At 42.4% G+C, this 19,170-nt stretch carries 15 protein-coding genes; 4 read left to right on the top strand and 11 right to left on the bottom strand.

Features of this window, described 5'->3' with window-relative positions:
- Positions 1–36 precede the first annotated feature (36 nt).
- Positions 37–1,299, bottom strand: a complete 1,263-nt coding sequence (locus L2744_RS06635; protein WP_248991178.1) for an HD-GYP domain-containing protein — start codon at positions 1,297–1,299, stop codon at positions 37–39.
- Positions 1,300–1,415: 116 nt separating this feature from the next.
- Between L2744_RS06635 and L2744_RS06640 the strand changes: the two genes are divergently transcribed.
- The gene (locus L2744_RS06640; protein ID WP_248991179.1) at positions 1,416–2,111 is read left to right on the top strand and encodes a 2OG-Fe(II) oxygenase; all 696 of its coding nucleotides are present in this window, start codon (positions 1,416–1,418) and stop codon (positions 2,109–2,111) included.
- Between the two features lie 17 nt (positions 2,112–2,128).
- Here the strand turns inward: L2744_RS06640 and L2744_RS06645 are convergent, their stop codons facing one another.
- From L2744_RS06645 to L2744_RS06660, 4 genes are all read right to left on the bottom strand, one after another.
- Positions 2,129–3,478 (bottom strand): ATP-binding protein, encoded by a 1,350-nt coding sequence (locus tag L2744_RS06645; protein ID WP_248991180.1) that lies wholly within the window; start codon positions 3,476–3,478, stop codon positions 2,129–2,131.
- Positions 3,469–4,143 (bottom strand): response regulator, encoded by a 675-nt coding sequence (locus L2744_RS06650; RefSeq protein ID WP_248991247.1) that lies wholly within the window; start codon positions 4,141–4,143, stop codon positions 3,469–3,471. Before L2744_RS06650 ends, L2744_RS06645 begins: the two co-directional genes overlap by 10 nt.
- A 168-nt stretch (positions 4,144–4,311) precedes the next feature.
- Positions 4,312–4,671 carry a hypothetical protein gene (locus L2744_RS06655; RefSeq protein ID WP_248991181.1) on the bottom strand — a complete coding sequence of 120 codons (360 nt, stop codon included), beginning with the start codon at positions 4,669–4,671 and terminating at the stop codon, positions 4,312–4,314.
- Positions 4,672–4,843: 172 nt separating this feature from the next.
- On the bottom strand, positions 4,844–6,169 hold the full coding sequence (locus L2744_RS06660; RefSeq protein ID WP_248991182.1) for a dicarboxylate/amino acid:cation symporter: 1,326 nt from the start codon (positions 6,167–6,169) through the stop codon (positions 4,844–4,846).
- Between the two features lie 219 nt (positions 6,170–6,388).
- Here L2744_RS06660 and L2744_RS06665 point away from each other — a divergent pair, with 219 nt between their 5' ends.
- Complete coding sequence (locus L2744_RS06665) at positions 6,389–8,830, top strand: Ig-like domain-containing protein (RefSeq protein WP_248991183.1); 2,442 nt, start codon at positions 6,389–6,391, stop codon at positions 8,828–8,830.
- Between the two features lie 104 nt (positions 8,831–8,934).
- Here the strand turns inward: L2744_RS06665 and astB are convergent, their stop codons facing one another.
- Entirely contained in the window at positions 8,935–10,269 is a 1,335-nt protein-coding gene (gene astB / locus L2744_RS06670; protein WP_248991184.1) for an N-succinylarginine dihydrolase, read from the bottom strand.
- 330 nt (positions 10,270–10,599) lie between these two features.
- On the opposite strand from astB, the gene topA reads away from it, so the two are divergent.
- Positions 10,600–13,242: a type I DNA topoisomerase gene (gene topA, locus L2744_RS06675; RefSeq protein WP_248991185.1), complete on the top strand. Its 2,643-nt coding sequence runs from the start codon at positions 10,600–10,602 to the stop codon at positions 13,240–13,242.
- Positions 13,243–13,525: 283 nt separating this feature from the next.
- Here topA and zomB read toward each other — a convergent pair whose 3' ends face one another.
- Positions 13,526–14,305 carry a flagellar motor control protein ZomB gene (zomB, locus tag L2744_RS06680; RefSeq protein ID WP_248991186.1) on the bottom strand — a complete coding sequence of 260 codons (780 nt, stop codon included), beginning with the start codon at positions 14,303–14,305 and terminating at the stop codon, positions 13,526–13,528.
- A gap of 228 nt (positions 14,306–14,533) precedes the next feature.
- On the opposite strand from zomB, the gene cysB reads away from it, so the two are divergent.
- A complete protein-coding gene (gene cysB / locus L2744_RS06685; protein ID WP_248991187.1) occupies positions 14,534–15,511 on the top strand; it encodes an HTH-type transcriptional regulator CysB in 978 nt (325 codons plus the stop codon).
- An 84-nt stretch (positions 15,512–15,595) separates the two neighbouring features.
- On the opposite strand, the gene L2744_RS06690 is transcribed toward cysB, so the two are convergent.
- The 4 genes from L2744_RS06690 to ppsR form a co-directional block, all read right to left on the bottom strand.
- The gene (locus tag L2744_RS06690; protein WP_248991188.1) at positions 15,596–16,258 is read right to left on the bottom strand and encodes a response regulator transcription factor; all 663 of its coding nucleotides are present in this window, start codon (positions 16,256–16,258) and stop codon (positions 15,596–15,598) included.
- A gap of 220 nt (positions 16,259–16,478) precedes the next feature.
- Complete coding sequence (locus L2744_RS06695) at positions 16,479–16,910, bottom strand: acyl-CoA thioesterase (protein WP_248991189.1); 432 nt, start codon at positions 16,908–16,910, stop codon at positions 16,479–16,481.
- Positions 16,911–17,065: 155 nt separating this feature from the next.
- Positions 17,066–18,139 (bottom strand): 3-deoxy-7-phosphoheptulonate synthase, encoded by a 1,074-nt coding sequence (locus L2744_RS06700; protein WP_248991190.1) that lies wholly within the window; start codon positions 18,137–18,139, stop codon positions 17,066–17,068.
- A gap of 172 nt (positions 18,140–18,311) precedes the next feature.
- The gene (gene ppsR / locus L2744_RS06705) at positions 18,312–19,124 is read right to left on the bottom strand and encodes a posphoenolpyruvate synthetase regulatory kinase/phosphorylase PpsR (RefSeq protein ID WP_248991191.1); all 813 of its coding nucleotides are present in this window, start codon (positions 19,122–19,124) and stop codon (positions 18,312–18,314) included.
- Between the last annotated feature and the right edge of the window lie 46 nt (positions 19,125–19,170).

Below are 19,170 nucleotides of genomic sequence, written 5' to 3' on the forward strand. Positions count from 1 at the left end.
AAAGCCGAATAGTTAATTCGGCTTTTTTATTACAGGTTACTTACGGCTATCGCCACCAAAATAGTAACTAACGCGTTCACGGGGATTAAGATATTCGTGTACTTTTTCGGGGAGTGCAGCCGGAGGAAGGCAGCGCACAATACTAATACCTTCCAGTTCAAGATCGACTATTGGCGCTTGATCCTTTGGAACTTGGGCATCATAGACTAGAATTTTAGGACAGAGCAGTTTCTGTAAATTAACCGACATCACCATGGCATATTGACCACTGGATAATTCCACTACACTGCCGGGGGGATAGACGCCTAGCATTTTGATCATCTTTCCAATATATTCTTGATTTAACTTAATTTTATACTCTTTGTATAAATGACCTAAAGCAGCATAGGGCGTTCTTGGTTTATCTTGCGGGTTGGGATAGCAAAGCGAGTCATATTCATTCACCACCGCGAGAAGCTGTGACATTTTATCCAAATTCTCCTCCTTAAGTCCCTTGGGATAACCAGTACCATCGAGAAACTCATGGTGGTTAGTAATTGCGGGAAGTGCGCTTGGGGGAAAGTTATCGGCGAGTTTAAGCAGTTCAATTCCGAATAATGGATGCTGCTTGATAAAATTAAGCTCAGGCGCCGACCAAGGCGTCGATTTTTTTAGGATCTGCGGTGGAATTTTTAGTTTACCCACATCATGGAAAAGGGCACTTAAACCAATCGCTTCAATTTCACTGCGATTCCATTCCATCTCTTTAGCAATCAACATCGATAGAATGGCGACATTTAATGAATGGTAATAAATACTTTCATCTTGTTTGGCATCACTCATTAAGTGCAGAACTAAATTGTCAGAAGTGAGTAATTGCTCAACAATGCTGTGCACTAAATCTTTGGCATCATTAACCGCATTAAGTGGACGATTGCGTAGTTTAGAGATCAGGCTACGCATCATAGCCACTGAGCGAGTAAAATTTTGTTCTGTTTTATGAATATCCCTACGCAATTTCTTTTGCACTTCAATTTGCTCAGCCTTGTAAAGTTCCATGTCATTTTTAAGGTCATGGATCTCAGGGCCTGGGGGCAACTTGATCGGGTTAACAGCATCAATATTCAAAGGCTCAACTTCGCTACGTTCTAGATCGACGATAACATGTGCAATGCCAAGATTTTTAATCAACTCAATTTGTGCAGCTTGCTTTATATGGAAGCTACTGAATAAAAAGGGATGATCTTTCCAGGCGACAGGCAAACGCACAAAGTTACCGACCTGTAATTGATGAACAGACACTTTACAGCTTTTTTTCATATTTTTGTTATCGTGAAGTCAATGGAGTTATTTTATATCAATGATGCCGCTTTACAATTACTTAACTAGCATGTCAGCATAGTAAGCGTAGAAAATAACCACACCATTGAGGACGTATGGACTTTATTGAAGTATACCCTAATGCGTTGCCAGATGATCTGTGTGACCGTCTCATTATGGCATTTCAACAGCATGCTGGTGTTGTCGATGGACAAACGGGTAATGGTGTTGACCCAGAGAAGAAGATCAGCCGAGATTTAACCTTAGATAATTTTGATGATATGCAACCCTTAAAAAATGAGCTTTTGGGTTATACCTTAAAAGGGGTTGTCGATTATTTCACACAGTATTCAATGGCGTTAATGGGGGCGGTGGCGGTATCTGTTAGCGATGAACAGGGTAAAGCTGTAACTTTAACACCCACCAATTTTGAACAGTTGGGTGCGCCTAGGGTTGATGGACTCGTTAAGTACTTGTATCGCAGTGGCAGTATTAATATTCAACATTATCCGCGCAATAAGGGAGGCTACCCTCACTGGCATTCGGAGCAGTTTCCGCAAAGTGGTCATAATGAGGCCTTACATCGTGTGGTGCTTTATATGTTTTATCTTAACGATGTTGAGGAGGGTGGAGAAACGGAATTTTACTATCAGCGGCGTAAAATATGTCCTAAAAAAGGCACTATGGTTATAGCGCCAGCGGGATTTACTCATTCCCACCGTGGCAATATGCCTATCAGTAATGATAAATACATTGCAACATCTTGGGTGATGTTTAACCGCGCTGAGCAGCTATATGCGGTATACGCTTGATTATTATAGGCAAGGTATTAGACAGGAATGCGGATCCTAAAAAGAGCCCCTTCTAAATGACTTTCCTCAATGTAGAGTGTACCGCCATAACTGTGAACGATTTCATCACATACCGCTAAACCAATGCCTTGGCCTGGAGATTGAGTATCGGCACGTACGCCGCGTTGGATTATCTTTTGGCGCAGCGTCTCTTCTACACCGGGCCCATCATCCTCGACGATTAATTCAAATTCGCCCTGTGCATTAAAATGTGCACTGAGTTGCACTTGGCTAATGCATAGACGAAAAGCATTTTCCATTAAGTTTCCACACAGTTCCATTAGGTCACCTTTGTTACCCGGAAACTGTAAGTTAGGGGCTATCTTTGCGGTAAATTTAACTTGTTTATCGCGGTAAATTTTAAATAGCATCTGCGAAAGTTGATCAACCACTGGTGCTATAGCGGTCTGCTCTTGTTTCAGCCCTTGACGGCCGAGCATAGCGCGCTTGAGCTGATATTTAACGAGTTGATCCATTTGGCTTATCTGCTCCATAATTTTTTCATTAGCAGATTGCTTGCTCAAGCTAGTGTCGTCGGTGATAGCATGGACAGCTGCAAGGCGAGTTTTGAGACTGTGGGCCAAGTCATTCATCGCATTTTGATAGCGTTGTTGCTGGGCGCTTGATTGTTGCAACATTTGGTTAAGTGCTTGAGTTACTCCTTCTAACTCAACAGGGTAACCATCTGATAGGGATTTAGTTTTACCTTGATTTATCGATTGCAACTCATTCTTCATAAGCACCAGTGGGCGCATTCCCCAATAGGCAGCACTCACGAGTAAGATCAAGGCCAATGCCAACACCATGGCTAAGCGAATATAAGTTCGCTTGCTGAATTTACTGTATTCCTGTTCGAGTTTCGCGGCATCTTTCATCACCAACAGGTTATAGTGTACGCCTGCAATTTCTACGGCGAGTAAATAGACAAAGTAGCCTCTTTCATCGGCCATGGTTAAGTAATAGGGGGGGGAATCGTTACGGATCTCATTAAAACGTTCGCAGGTATCAAATAAACCACGATCTACTGCGAGTGATGATGTCCATACTTGTTTGAATTTGTCATCGCAACTGGCAATCACATAACGCTCTTGCTTATTATTTTCTTCCAGCCAAGCACTGGTATCAGGGATGAGATCATGTTCCCTTAACTCTGCGGCAACTTGAGGTATTTCAGCAATGAGTTGGGCGGTTTCTTCGTTATAACTATTTTGCGCATGCAGAATATTGACCATCCACGCTAAGCCAAACCCCACTAAAGTGATTATTGATAGTGAGGTGAGAAACATCCGAGTGAGCAGGCGTTTCTTAAATGTAAATTTTAGTTGCATGGCAGGTTGAATTTATATCCTTGGCCACGAATCGTCACGATAGGGTTATCTATGCCATCTCGGGTGAGTTTTTTGCGCAGACGACTCACCATGACTTCAATCGTATTGGGATCGCCTTCTTTATCTCCATAAATCACATCTAATAGTCGTTGCTTGGCGACAACCTCATGGCAGTGACGCATTAAATATTCAAGAATTAAATATTCAAAAGCGGTGACTTCCATTACTTCATCGGCAAGAGTGACTTGTTTGGCCGCGAGATCAAGTTTTAACTCACCACTCGTGATGACAGGTTTAACAAATCCAGCACTACGGCGTACTAAAGCATCTAACCTAGCAACAAGCTCTTCTTTTTGAAAAGGTTTTACTAAGTAATCGTCGGCACCTGCATTGAGGCCTTCGACTTTATCTTGCCAGTTTACTCGTGCGGTTAAAATCAGAATGGGTGCTTTGAGTTCAGCCTCACGCAGTTGTTGGATCAGGCTGATCCCATCTTGATCTGGCAAGCCTAAGTCAACAATAGCAACGTCGATGGGATAATTGGTTGCTTGATAAAAACCTTCTTTCGCCGTGAGAGCAACTTGTACCTGATTACCTAAATCGCTTAATTGTACTTTTAGATGGTGGGACAGAATAACATCATCTTCAACAACCAAAATTCTCATAATACTCATGCCTCGACGTCGATTAGGCTCAGTTTACGTAAATTACCCACTAGAGCCAAATATTGTCTTATCCTATCTAAGATGAACTTAACCTAGGCTGACCGAGGTTAATCACTGATTAAAATAAGTACTAATATATTGTCTTAAAAGGGATTCGAGTGCTTAACGCTAATGGATGGATGAAGTGCCCCAATAGGATTTCTGTCTCCTTAGTCGCAATATGCCGTTAAAACAGAAGATTGCGCCTAAGGTAAATAGCATTACAGCGCCCATAATCACCGCTAATCTTATCCAAGGTGTGCCGTGGGCTATTCGTATTTGTATTGCATCAATGACGGTAACGCCCCAAACCGCAAAAACACTGACAAATAAAACCGCTTGCAGTAACCGCATTATGAGGCTGTGTTTAATTAATATCCCAAGTGGCGCTAGCGCAAATACGCCAGCTAAATATAGTTGATCATAACGTAGAAAATGTGCGCTCAGCAGCCAATAAGCGGCAATTATCCAAATGGTTCTCCACCACATGTTATTTCTCCATAGTGTTGGGACTAAAAAATTTTAGCTAATGTAGCGAGAAATGAAGTTTCATTCCATTCGCATGTTCACATTTATGGACATCACGCTTTATTGTTATATAAATAAAAACGCCACAGTCAGCTGTGGCATTTTTATTAAGCACTATGTCGTAAACATGGGGTTATTTTTTCGAGTTATCCAGTAGATGTACTTGCTCATCAAAACTTCGGGCAACTTTTCCCGCTTGAGTGTCATTAAACACCGCCTCGTTAAATTCCCCTTCAGATTTTGCAATCACCACAGTTGCAACGCAGTCACCCGTTACGTTAACTGCAGTACGCACCATATCGAGTAAGCGATCAACGCCAATAATTAATGCTATACCTTCTACGGGTAAACCCACTTGATTTAGCACCATAGCCAACATGATAAGACCGACACCGGGTACGCCAGCAGTCCCAATGGATGCAAGTGTTGCCGTTACTACAACGGCTGCATAATCGGTCAGCGTTAATTCGATCCCAAATACTTGGGCGATAAATACTGTCGCTACACCTTGCATAATCGCGGTGCCATCCATATTGATGGTAGCGCCTAGGGGGAGGGTGAAAGAGGCTATTTTATTATCAACACCTAATCTGTGCTCAGAAGCTTCGATTGTAATAGGCAGCGTTGCATTTGAACTTGCCGTTGAAAATGCAAAGAGTTGCACATCACGCATCTTGCGAATAAAGATTAACGGGTTTAGCCCCGATAAAATTTTGAGTAAAGTTGGGTAGACAACAAAGGCATGGACTAACAATACAACGAGTACCACAAAGAAGTACTTTACTACGCTTCCAAAAGTCTCAAGACCTAAGGTTAATGCCAGTTTACCCATCAGCGCAAATACACCGTAAGGTGCTAACTGCATAATTAAGGTAACGACGCGCATTATCACTTCATTTAGGTCTTCAAATAAAACAGCAATACGCTTACCTCGCTCACCAATATGTGCAATGGCAAAGCCGAAAATCACTGCAAATATAATAATTTGTAGCATATTTCCTTCGCTCATAGCTTGCATCGGATTGGTTGGCACTATGCTAATTAATACATCCGCCAGTCCTGGTGAATCCTTAGCAACGTAGTGCATTTTTTCTGTCGCTAATGATGCACTACCGGGATGAACAACCACAGCACTGATAATTGCCAGTATTAAAGCAATTGCGGTTGTAAATAAATAAAAGGCTAATGTTTTGCCACCTAATCGGCCTAGTTTTGATGGTTCACTGAGGGAACAAGTCCCACAAACCAGAGAAATAAACACTAAAGGTACCACTAACATTTTTAAGCTAGAGATAAAAATAGTGCCGACAACATGCAAAAAACCTTCAGTTATATAATCTTTAACGAAAGCGCTTTCTGGGAAAAAATTACGAAGTAAAAGCCCAAATAAAATACCGCTTGCCATACCTAGCAGAATTTTACTTGTGAGACCGAGTTTATTTTTAAGCGAGGTTGCCATGGGGGTTCCTGTGTGTTTTTTGTACTTTCTATTTTTGGCGTTAACAAGCCTAACAAGAAAATGCACAAGATGAAATGAGATTTAACGTTAAGTTTATGTGCACATTGTTAAATAAAATAATTTATCGGTGAGTAATTTCCGTGAAAATTGTGTAATGTTGTCCTATAAGTTATAAGCGTCAATCTTGGTATTATCATCTGAGTAACAGGGAGCCTGACAATGAAGTCAGCGTATAAGGTTTTTCTTGTAGGATTATGTTCACTTTTTTTAGTCGCATGTGGTGGTGGAGGCAGTATTTCCGATGATGGTGGCGGTTCTACCCCGACGCCAGGTGTAGTTACTGTCACCCTTAGCATTTCTAATGCAGACATCTCTGCTTTAGCGCCTGCAGAAGTATCAGCCAAAGTTGTTGATTCAAAGCTAGGTGCTTTGGCTGGTGAACTAGTGACCTTTACACTGAGCAATTCCAACATTGGGTCCTTTGATCCTAGTGCAGCAACGGCATTAACGAATAGTGAGGGTGTTGCGACTATTATTTTAAATACTGCAACTATTGCTGGGGCTGGTACCGTCACAGGCAAAGTTGACACCGGAGAGTCCGGTAAAATTGGTTTTGTTATGAAAGGAGATGGCGGAGAAGCTGGCGGTGGAGCACAGGTTAACTTAGCTTTAACTGATGCAACTGGTTTGCCCATTCAAACAATTACGTCTTTGAATCCTGGTAAGTTGACTGCAACTATTACGGGTATTAATAAACCTACGATAGTCACTTTTGATAATGATATTGGAGACCTCCCAATTAAAACTGCGGTGACAAATAGTCAGGGCACAGCAAGTGTTGATATCTATGCAGGTAATACTTTAGGTGCAGGAACTATTGTTGCCTCTTTAGCAAGTGGTGAAAAAGGTAGTACAGTAGTGGTTGTAGGTGCTACAAATGTTGTCATGGGTAGTGGAAGTCCTTTTGTTGCTGGTAAAGCAAGTGTTAGTACTAGTGATTTAACCGCAGGTGGTACCGCGACTATTTCTGTTGTGATTCAGGACGATCAAGGTAAGCCCTTTACTCAACCTGTTGATGTTAATTTTTCCTCGGCTTGTTCAACTAAATCATCACCAGAAGCAATAATAAGTTCACCCGTACCTTCTGTGAATGGTGTTGCCACAACAACTTATCTTGCAAAGGGCTGTGTCGGAGATGACCCTATTAATGTGACTGCTAACGCAGGTGGATTAAATCTTTCTGCTACAGGCACTATTAAAGTGCTTCCTGCTAGCGTGGGAAGCATTATATTTATGTCTGCGACACCGCAAAATATCGCCATTTTAGGAACCGGTGGCTCAGAATCTTCTGAAGTCAAATTTAAGGTACTTGATACAAATAGTAATCCGGTAAGTAACCAGTTAGTAAACTTTAGTTTGAACACCACGACAGGAGGCATAGTGCTTGACCCATCAAGTGCGACGACTAACAATCAAGGTATTGTTCAGACAGTTGTAAGAACGGGGACTGTTGCTACTTCGGTAAGGGTTACAGGCGCTATCGCAGGTTCTTCGCCAGTTATTTCAAGTCAATCAAGTCAGCTAATTATCTCTACAGGGATACCTGATCAAGACAGCTTTTCGCTTTCGGCAACAGTCTTGAATGCAGAAGGCTGGGATGTTGATGGTACTAAAGTTACTGTTACCGCACGCTTGGCTGATGCATTCAATAACCCTGTACCAGATGGAACAACAGTCTCCTTTACCACTGAAGGTGGTTCAATTGAAGATGCTTGTCAGACAGTTAAAGGTACTTGTAGTGTCGTTTGGACCAGTCAGTTGACTAGGCCTGCAGGACAGTCCCTTATTGACGCTACAGGCGCATTAATTCGCAATCCTGTTGCAACTCTCGCACCTAACTTAGGTAATTACTATGGCCAAAAATATGGTGGTAGGGCAACTATTACTGCTACTGCGATTGGCGAAGAATCCTTTCCAGATCTAAATGGTAACGGCCGCTTTGACTCTTCTGAAGTGACAGCTTTTTTAACTCAAAAAGATGTTAGCGGTAAGCCATTTGATTTGGATGATGCTTTTAATGATTATAACGAAGATGGCTTTTTTAATCCTCAGCAAGCAGGTGGGCAAATTGGTGGAGAATTAGAAGAGTTAATCGATTTTAATTCCAATGGTGTTTTTGATGTAAAAGATGACAAATATAATGGTGTACTTTGCTCTGAGCCTGCACATGCAGCCTGTGCTGATGGAATTACAAATTCTAAATCTCTCTATGTTAGAGGTAGTTTAGTTTTAGTCATGTCAGGTAGTACAGCTTATGCAACGCCTATAAGCGATGTGCTTATCGATGATAGTTACAGTATAAGTAAAGATCAAAGCATTGATATTGTTGGCAAAGGTGCTGCTACTGTTTACTTCACTATATCTGACTTACATAACCAGCAAATGCCTGCAGGTAGTGTTGTTAGATTTAAAGCGAGTGCGGGTTCTGTTGCAAGTACCGCTCAATATATTTGGCCAAGTAGTAACTATAATGCGGGACGTGAGTTTAGCGTGACACTCAAAGGTGAAGAACAGCCTAATACAGGTACCTTTATTGTTGAGGTTGAAACACCAGGTGGGTTAGTTACTTCGGTGCTTTCTATTCCAATTAAAATTAACTAACTTTGAATGTTTATATCCTCGTAAAAAGAGCACTTAGGGTGCTCTTTTTATTTTAAAGTCGAGGTTTATTATGACGCACTGCTAAACATTAGGACCATTTAAACCTACCTCTGGAACTGGTAAACACTGCCTAGTTTCATGATCTGTGTAAGTTCATCCAGCGCGGTACGTGATTCAATAATCAGTTGCGGATCGGCTAAATCTTGGGTGGTTAATTTGTCACGGTAATGTTTTTCTACCCAAGAATTTAAGCGGGTGAATAAGGCATCATTCATTAGGGTATGTTGATTGACCGCGGTAACTTCTGTTTCATTCATGGCAACACGTAAGCGCAAACAGGCGGGGCCTCCCCCATTTTGCATGCTTTGCTTAACATCAAAGTAAAGGATTTGCTTGATTGGCGTATTTAACGTTAATAACTCATTTAAATAAGCAAATACGGCAGGATTTTCTTGGCAATCGGTTGGGGCAATAATGGCCATTTCGCCTGAGGGTAGCGTGATAATTTGCGTATTGAATAAATAACTTTTCACTGCATCCTTAATCGCGACTTTTGCCGTTGGCACTTCAATGAAATATAGCTCAGTGTCCATCTTTCGTTTGATTTCATCGATTTTACTCTGGGTATTTAAAAATGCTTGCTCATGATAGAAAAGCACATTTTGGTTACCGACAGCGATAACATCGTTATGGAATACACCTTGGTCAATGACATCAGGGTTTTGCTGGATGAAGACGCAGTTATCTTCTTCAAGCTGATGTAAACGCGCGATTGCCATTGACGCTTCTAAAGTTTGTCTGGCAGGATATTTTTGCGGTTTAGGTGCGTTCGGATTAGTCGCTTCTTGTCCATAAACAAACAGTTCAACGCCAGCATACCCGTATTCTTGGCAAAGGCGAGTGTGGTTTGCTGCGCCTTCGTCACCGAAGCTATTATGTTCAGGCAAGTGATTATGGTGATGAAAATAGTGGGGATCGCTGAAAGTTGCTGTTAAGATGCGCCCCGTTGTAATGGGTTCGATGCTGCGATGTAGCTTATCGACCAAATTTGCTGGGGTAAAATGCAGTTTGCCGTCGCGGGTGTCTGCGCTGGGGGAAACCGTTGCGGCATTAGCCGTCCACATGCTGGAGGCACTGCAACAGGCGTTCAGTAGTGCTGGTACCTCTTTAGCGGCTTGTTGTATTACATTTGCATCTGAACCTGAAAAACCAATTCGGCGCAATGTGTAGAGGTCTGGGCGCTCTTGAGGGGCTAATATTCCTTGAACCATGCCCATATCGGCCAGTGCTTTGGCTTTTTGGAGTCCTTGTTTTGCAGCAGCTTTGGGGTTGGAAACTAAGGCGGCATTGCTAAGTGAGGCGACATTGCCAAAAGACAACCCTGCGTAATTGTGTGTTGGTCCAACGAGTCCATCAAAATTCGCTTCAAAGTGCTTCATTGCTTATCCTTGTGATAGGGAAAGTTATTATTTGTTCATCTGGTCCCTGAGGGGACTCAGTATACTGAAGCTTTTCGAGTGCACAAGCGGACGGTTTTGTGCTCAAAGCGACTTTTTGACGATAAATGCATAACTATTTCTTGCTTGCTGGCAAATAATGAAATATTAGTTTTTAATTACGCATATTATATTTTTACATTTTTTCAACTTTGATTAAAAAGTGACTCGCTGGTACATATAAAAGAGGGATTAACTTGAAACTATCAGTACAACCCTCTATATATGGTGCCAATTTCCACCTTCTTGAGATTTTTTGGCGCAAATTAAACTATGGGTAAATCGCTAGTTATTGTCGAATCACCGGCCAAAGCTAAGACTATTAATAAATATCTTGGCAAAGAATTCATCGTTAAATCGAGCGTAGGTCACATCCGTGATCTGCCTACATCATCGACGTCAGAAGGCAATGAAAAGGTTAAATCCGCTGCCGAAGTTAAGAAGATGTCGCCAGAAGAAAAAGCTCAATATAAAAAGGTGAAAGATCAGCAAGCGCTAGTGTCTCGTATGGGCGTAAACCCTGAAAAGGGTTGGGCGGCTAAGTATCAAATTTTGCCGGGTAAAGAAAAGGTCGTTAAAGAGTTACAGGCATTAGCCGATTCTGCTGACCAAATCTATCTCGCAACCGACTTAGACCGTGAGGGAGAAGCTATCGCCTGGCATTTGCAAGAGGTGATTGGCGGCGATCCTTCACGGTATCAACGAGTTGTTTTCAACGAGATAACTAAGTCTGCGATTCAGGATGCTTTTAGTAAGCCGTCAACACTCGACACTAACATGGTCAATGCCCAACAAGCCCGTCGCTTTTTAGACAGAGTTGTGGGTTTTATGGTTTCGCCGCTTTTATGGAAAAAAGTCGCTCGCGGTTTGTCTGCCGGACGAGTGCAGTCAGTTGCCGTGCGTTTAGTGGTGGAACGTGAAAGCGAAATCAAAGCCTTTGTTCCTGAAGAATTTTGGGATGTACATGCACAGCTAACCACACCCGCACAAGAAGCGCTGCGGATGGAGGTGGTTAAGTATTTAGATTCTGCTTTTGAACCAATCAATGAGCAACAAGCCTTAGCGGCAGTGCAGGCCTTATCTTCAGCTAGCTTTAAAGTCATTTCCCGCGAAGATAAAGCGACACAAAGTAAGCCATCAGCGCCTTTTATTACGTCGACTTTGCAGCAGGCTGCCAGTACACGCTTAGGTTTTGGTGTTAAGAAAACGATGATGATGGCACAGCGTTTGTACGAAGCGGGCCATATCACTTATATGCGTACCGACTCAACGAATTTGAGTCAAGAAGCGCTAGAAAATGTGCGTGATATGATTGGCAAAGAGTTCGGCGCCAAGTATCTACCTGCTGAAGCTATTCGTTATGGTTCAAAGGAAGGTGCACAGGAGGCTCATGAAGCTATTCGTCCCTCAAATGTCCACGTCGAGGCCGCTGCGCTAACCGATATGGAACGTGACGCCCAGCGCTTGTATGAACTCATTTGGCGCCAGTTTGTTTCTTGTCAGATGACACCAGCCCAATATGATGCAACCAAATTAACCGTTAAAGCGGGCGATTACGAATTAAAAGCCACGGGTCGAACCCTGCGCTTTGACGGTTGGACACGGGTACAAACTGCGCTCAAGAAGAAAAATGAAGAGGACAACACCTTACCGTTTGTTAACCAAGGTGACGTGCTTTCATTAAATGAATTACAACCGAAACAACATTTTACTAAGCCGCCTGCACGATATAGCGAAGCGTCTTTAGTTAAAGAGTTAGAAAAGCGTGGTATTGGTCGTCCATCTACCTACGCGACCATTATTTCGACGATTCAAGAACGTGGTTACGTCAAAGTGGAAAACCGTCGTTTTTATGCTGAAAAAATGGGTGAGATCGTTAGCGAACGGTTAGTCGGTAATTTTGCTGATCTAATGAGCTATGATTTTACCGCCAGCATGGAACAGACCTTAGACGATGTGGCCCGTGGTGAGCTCGATTGGAAGAAAGTGCTCGATGGTTTCTACGCTGACTTTACCAAGCAATTAGAAAAAGCAGAGCGCGATCCTGAAGACGGCGGTATGCGTCTAAACCAAATGGTGATGACGAATATCAAATGTCCAACCTGTGGTCGTCCAATGGGGATCCGTACCGGTACAACAGGCGTATTCCTTGGTTGCTCTGGCTATGAGTTACCGCCTAAAGAGCGCTGTAAAACCACAATGAACTTAACGCCTGGCGTTGAGGCGATCAGCGAAAACAGCGAAGATGCGGAAACCGATGCACTGCGTGCTAAGCATCGTTGTAGTATTTGTGGCACAGCCATGGATAACTATCTGATTGATGAAAAACGTAAATTGCATGTTTGTGGTAATAACCCCATTTGTGAAGGGTATGAAGTCGAAGAAGGTCAGTTTAAGATCAAAGGTTATGAAGGTCCGCTGATTGAGTGCGATCGTTGTGGGCATGATATGGAATTGAAAAACGGCCGTTTTGGTAAATATTTTGGTTGTACTAACGAAGAATGTAAAAACACTCGTAAGTTACTTAAAAATGGCGAGGCGGCACCACCAAAAGAAGATCCAATCTACTTGCCTGAACTCAAGTGCAGTAAATCCGATGCGCATTTTGTCTTGCGTGATGGTGCAGCAGGTATTTTCCTCGCAGCCAGTACGTTCCCTAAATCACGGGAAACGAGAGCGCCATTAGTGGAAGAATTAGTGAAATACCGTGAATTGCTGTGGCCTAAGTACCAGTATCTTGCTGATGCACCAATCTGTGACGATGAAGGTAATAAGGCTGCTGTGAAATTTAGCCGTAAGACAAAAGAGCAATATGTTGCTACTGAAGTTGATGGTAAAGCGACAGGTTGGTCGGCGCATTATATCAATGGTAAGTGGGTGAGTGAGTCGACAGTTAAAAAAGCGAAGAAGGCTTAACTGTTTGATATGAAATAATAAAGCATATTCACAGTCTTGCATTGTGAGTATGCTTAACCATCTAAGGTATAGCTCACAAGTTAACGCTAATTAGTTGTTATCACACTATATCTGAGCCTCTCAACGAACAGATAGTGAGTACGATTGTAGCTATATAAATAGTCAGATTTCCCCGCCAATAAAAAGCCAAGTTATTAAAACTTGGCTTTTTATTGGCTTTCATTGCTGTTATATCAAGATTTTATCTGTAATGATTGAACATAAGCTCGAAACGAAAGCAAGGTTACCACTTCTTTTTCGGCTGAAACAACATATCGATATCGTCTTCTTCGTTTTTCGGTTTTGGTGCGCTTGGCTCTGATTGTTTTTGTGCTCCCATAATTTCATCTAATAGGAACTTTGCCTCATCGACTTTACGACCAATAAACGGGTCATTAGGGGTTTGGGCTTTAATAGCATGTAGCGTTGCCAAGGCTTTGGTGACCATTTGTTTGGAGGAGCCATATTGCTTCATAAAGCTTGCAGCACGAGCACGGGACAGCATAGAGTCAACATTGATCCTAAGTTGTAAGCTATCGATGCGATTTTCTTCCTGGGCAAACACGCCCGGATCGACTCTACCTTTATTATGTTCAGCGCGTAATATTGCTTTTAATTTCTTTAAGGTTTGTACTAGGACTAAAATTTGTTTGTCATTATCGGGCAATCTAAAATTCTCAATGGGAGGAACTTGAGCAGAGCTAGATTGCAATGTGGCAATTTGGCTTTTGAGATCGGCAAGACGACGTTGATAATCCGCCTGTTGTTGGCTTGCGCTTAAGGTTGTGGCAATTTCTAATGCATCTTGTACCCGACGATACAGAACCAGAATAATGTGTGTACTGCAAGGTATCATCCCCGTATTGGATAATACCGTTTCTGTTTCATCGATAATGGCGCGTTGACGAGCAAATTCAATGCGGCGCTCCGCCTCAGCACGCTCTTTTTGTTGTTGTATAACGTTAATTCCGATAACAAGCAGTAAAAGTGCACCGATGAGGATCAGAACAAAGGTGAATGTCATAGATGTTCCATTATTTATCCAATTGAGCTAATGCTACAATAAATCAATAAACTAGCATAGTTATCTTAGCCTAGGTTATCATTTCTGTCGTATGAATCTTTAGAGTTGTGTTCTATATTCCTATTTGCTTTAATTTTTACTATATACTATAACAATTGATTATAGCTGAGTGTGATTTTGGGACTCAGTGTTCGACAATATTCAGCGTGTTTGAGACAAGGATATAAGATGAAACTGCAACAACTCAGGTATATTGCCGAGGTCGTAAAACACAATCTCAATGTGTCGGCAACCGCTGAAAATTTGTATACCTCTCAACCTGGGATCAGTAAACAAGTTCGTATGTTAGAAGACGAATTGGGGATCCAAATCTTTGGCCGTAGTGGTAAACATTTAACTCATGTTACCCCAGCAGGGCAACAGGTGATTAATATTGCTAACGATATTTTAGGCAAAGTAGAAAGCATTAAAAAAGTCTCCGAGGAATACACTAAGCCGGATCAAGGTGAGTTAAATATCGCGACGACAGATACTCAGGCCCGTTACGCCTTACCGACCATAATCCGCCAATTTATTGATCGTTACCCTAAAGTCAATTTGCATATGCATCAAGGTACGCCGTCGCAGATAAGTGAGCAAGCAGCGCGAGGCGATGCGGATTTTGCTATTGCGACAGAAGCCATGCATTTGTATTCCGATCTGATTATGTTGCCTTGTTACCATTGGAATCGTTCGGTTGTCGTACCCAAAGATCATCCTCTGGCTACACGTACTCAAAAAATTACGATTGAAGATTTAGCGCGTTTTCCTTTAGTTACCTATGTATTTGGTTTTGACCGCGCCTCTGAAATTGAAAAGGCATTTAATCGTGCCAATTTAGAGCCGCGAGTGGTTTTTAGCGCGACCAGTGCCGATGTTCTGAAAACCTATGTGCGTTTAGGGTTAGGTGTGGGAGTGATTGCATCTATGGCAATTGATCCTAATGTGGATAAGGATTTAGTCGCTATTGATGCGGGTCATTTATTTACTCACAGTACGACCAAAATAGGTTTTAGAAAGGGGAGTTTCTTACGCAGTTATATGTATGATTTTATTCAGCACTTTGCACCACATTTGACCCGCGATGTGGTTGAAAAAGCCGTAGCGTTAAGGGATCAACAGCTTATCGATGAGATGTTTGCCGATAAAAATCTACCGATGCGTTAATTTTTTTCTTTCGGGACACAAAAATGCCGCTGATTTCAGCGGCATTTTTATGGAACATTCTCAGCCCTAGCAAAATGTCAGAAATTAAGATAAATCCACTCTATCCATCTCTAGCTGGGCGAGTGCAATAACTGCCTGAGTACGGTTGCGAACGCCTAATTTTCTAAAGATAGCAGTGGCATGGGCCTTAATGGTGGCTTCAGATACCCCTAAGTCATAGGCAATCTGCTTATTGAGTAAACCTTCGGCAAACATTTGCAGCACTTTATATTGCTGGGGAGTAAGATCCGAGAGTTTACTTGCCATTTTGTCGATATCATCATCTTCAATGGGAATGATTTCGGTACCTGCGGGTAGCCAAATATCACCAAATAATACTGCGCTCAGCGCTTCTTTTAGCATTTCCATCGATGCAGATTTGGGAATAAACCCGCTGCTGCCGTAATGGATTGCTCGGCTAATCGTATTGATATCCTCATGGGCAGAAATCACCACAACGGGAAGCTCAGGATAGTGAGAACGTAAATGGATCAGTGTCGAATAGCCGTGCGAGCCGGGCATTTGTAAGTCGAGTAAGACTAAGTCGTAGCTTACATTGTGTGCGTCCAAAACCGATTGTAGAGCTTCTGCACTGTCGGCTTCATACCATTGGGCCTGCTCAAAGGCACTGCTCAGTGCTTGACGTAGTGCATTTCTGAACAATGGATGATCGTCTGCGATAATAATATTTAAGTTTTCTTGCTTCATGGCTTTTATGATTATCTATGTGGCGCGTGAAGATTAAATCCAATGTAACAGAAAAGTAATCAGGGATCCTATTGCTTTATACAAGAACTGCGACAAAATTTTTATATGTTTCTGGTTGTTATACTTTAGCTTAGAGATTTTTGCGCAAAAACTGTCGCGTACTTGAGTATGAGATAAACCTTATTTAGCGGCTCAAGTACACTATTTTACTGCTTAAATATTATTCTGTCGTCCAGACCTGTGTTGGGTTTCGTTGTTCGTCTACCGCAACAAAGGTGAATACACCGCGAATGGCATGCTCTCGATGATCATGGTACATATCTTCAACGAAGATGTTTACCTCGACTTTTAATGAGGTATTACCAACATGGATCACTCGAGCAATAAGCTCGGCTAAGGTGCCAGCTGGAATAGGTTTCTTAAAATCAATTCTGTCTGAACTGACCGTTACTAGTGCTTTTCGGCAGAAGCGGGTGGCGGCAATAAAGGCGGTTTCATCCATCCATGCTAATGCTTCACCACCAAATAACGTATTGTGATGATTAGTGATGGAAGGAAAAACGGCCTTAATGACACGGGCTTCGGATTGATTAATTCTGTGCGCTATGGCATCTGGGAACGTTGGACTAGAAGTATCGGGTGAATTGGGCATACGGCAACCTGAGGTTATGCATTTTTAAAGAGGCAAAATTATAGTGAGTTTTGTCCTCGGATCATAGAATCACTTAGGCCATAACAATTATGGCCTTGTGATATAAGCAAAAGGCTCCCCAAAGGAAGCCTTTTATGGTTGAGTCGTTCGGCTATTTATTTTCCGCCAGACTTCAGCAATTCACGTCTGTCACGGGAAGCTTTAGCCAGATCCCGTAGTAGTTTTTCAGAGTCATCCCAGTGTAAGCAGGCATCGGTAATACTTTTGCCGTAACATAGGGCTTGGCCGTCAACCACTTTTTGATTACCTTCCTGTAAGAAACTTTCGGCCATAATCCCGGCGATCGCTGTGCTGCCTGCGCGCATTTGCGCCATGATCGACTCAGCAACGGTTAATTGCTTGAGATGATTTTTCTCGCTGTTTCCGTGGCTAAAATCCACAACCATACGCGGAGTGACATCCACAGATTCTAGCTTTAAACGCACTTCTTCAATATCTTGGGCGTGATAATTAGGTTTTTTACCACCGCGAAGAATAATATGTCCGAATGGATTACCATGGGTGCGATATACCGACATGGCGCCGTCTTTGTCCGGTGAATAGAATACATGTGGCACTTTAGCGGCACGAACGGCATCCACGGCAATATTGATATTCCCATCGGTGCCATTTTTAAAGCCAACGGGGCAAGACAGGGCTGAAGCCATTTCTCTGTGGACTTGGCTTTCTGTGGTGCGTGCGCCAATGGCGCCCCAGGTAATTAAATCGGCAATGTATTGACCATTCACCATATCTAAAAACTCAGTGGCGATGGGTAATTTTAGCTCTGTGATTTGCTGTAATAATTGGCGAGCAATACGCAGGCCTTTGTTTGGCTCAAAAGTACCGTCCAGATCAGGATCTGAAATAAGCCCTTTCCAGCCGACAATCGTGCGTGGTTTTTCAAAATAGACGCGCATTAAGATACACAAATCGTCTTTTAATTCTTGATGCAGGACCGCTAAACGTTGGGCGTAGTCGAGGGCGGCTTTGGTATCATGGATTGAACATGGGCCGATGATCACCAGTAGACGTTGATCTTCGCCCATGATGATCGCTTCAACCTCACGACGCTGTTGAACAAGGTAATCGGCTGCATCTTGGGTTAAGGGATACTCAGATGCCAGTTGTGCAGGTGAGATGACTTTAGCTAATAAGGTTGTACGTAATTCGTCAGTTTTAATGGTCATTCAAAATACCGAGCTTGCAGGCGGCGCTTTTCGCCGGATTGTTTCGGATTATAACGAATCGAGCCGAGTTGCACAGTGTCAATTGTGCTAATTCTCGGCATCTGTGCAATGAATTTGATTTAAGTTAGGCCTATTTAGCCTAAAAGAGCCAGAGAGTTACGACGCTATTGTTTTAGAACATATGACGTTCTAGCCCTGTGACATCTAATATCTTAGTGGCTATTTCTTCCACAGAATGATTGGTCGTGTCTATATAAGGAATACGTTCACGCTTAAACATCATTTCCACTTCTTTCACCTCTAAGCGGCATTGCTTTAAAGATGAATAACGGCTGTTTTCCATACGGCTCTGGCGGATTTCATGTAAACGCACAGGGTCAATTGTCAAACCAAATAGTTTTTTCTTATTGCGTTTAAGGTCTTCGGGTAATTTAAGGTTGTCCATATCATCTTCAGTAAAAGGGTAGTTTGCGGCCTTAATACCAAATTGCATCGACAAATATAAGCTCGATGGGGTTTTACCGCAGCGAGAAACACCCAGCAAAATTAAATCGGCTTGATCCATGTGTTTCATGGTCTGACCATCATCATTATCCATGGCAAAATTGATCGCATCGATGCGGGCCTCATAGCCGTGATTCGCCTTGCTATGGGTTCTATGTAAAACCGGAGAGGCGCTAACGCCTAAATGTTGCTCAAGTGGTGCCACAAAAGTATTTAAAAAATCATAATCTAATCCTTCACTGGAGTAGATGATGTCACGAATTTCGGCTTTTACGATGGAATGGAACACTAAAGGTCGTTCACCTGTTGTAATAAAACAATCATTTATTTGCCGCTTAACTTGCTCTGCTTTTGTTAACGTTTCGACAAATGGAATTGTAAGTGACTCAAATTCTAATGGAAATTGCGAGAGAACTGCATGTCCAAAAACTTCAGCTGTGATCGCTGTCCCATCGGAGATATAGAATACTTTTGGTGCCATACTGACCTCTTGTAGTAATAAAATTACAAATGAAATTATAGATTTA

It is taken from the genome of Shewanella profunda (assembly GCF_023283765.1).
Lineage (GTDB): Bacteria > Pseudomonadota > Gammaproteobacteria > Enterobacterales > Shewanellaceae > Shewanella > Shewanella profunda.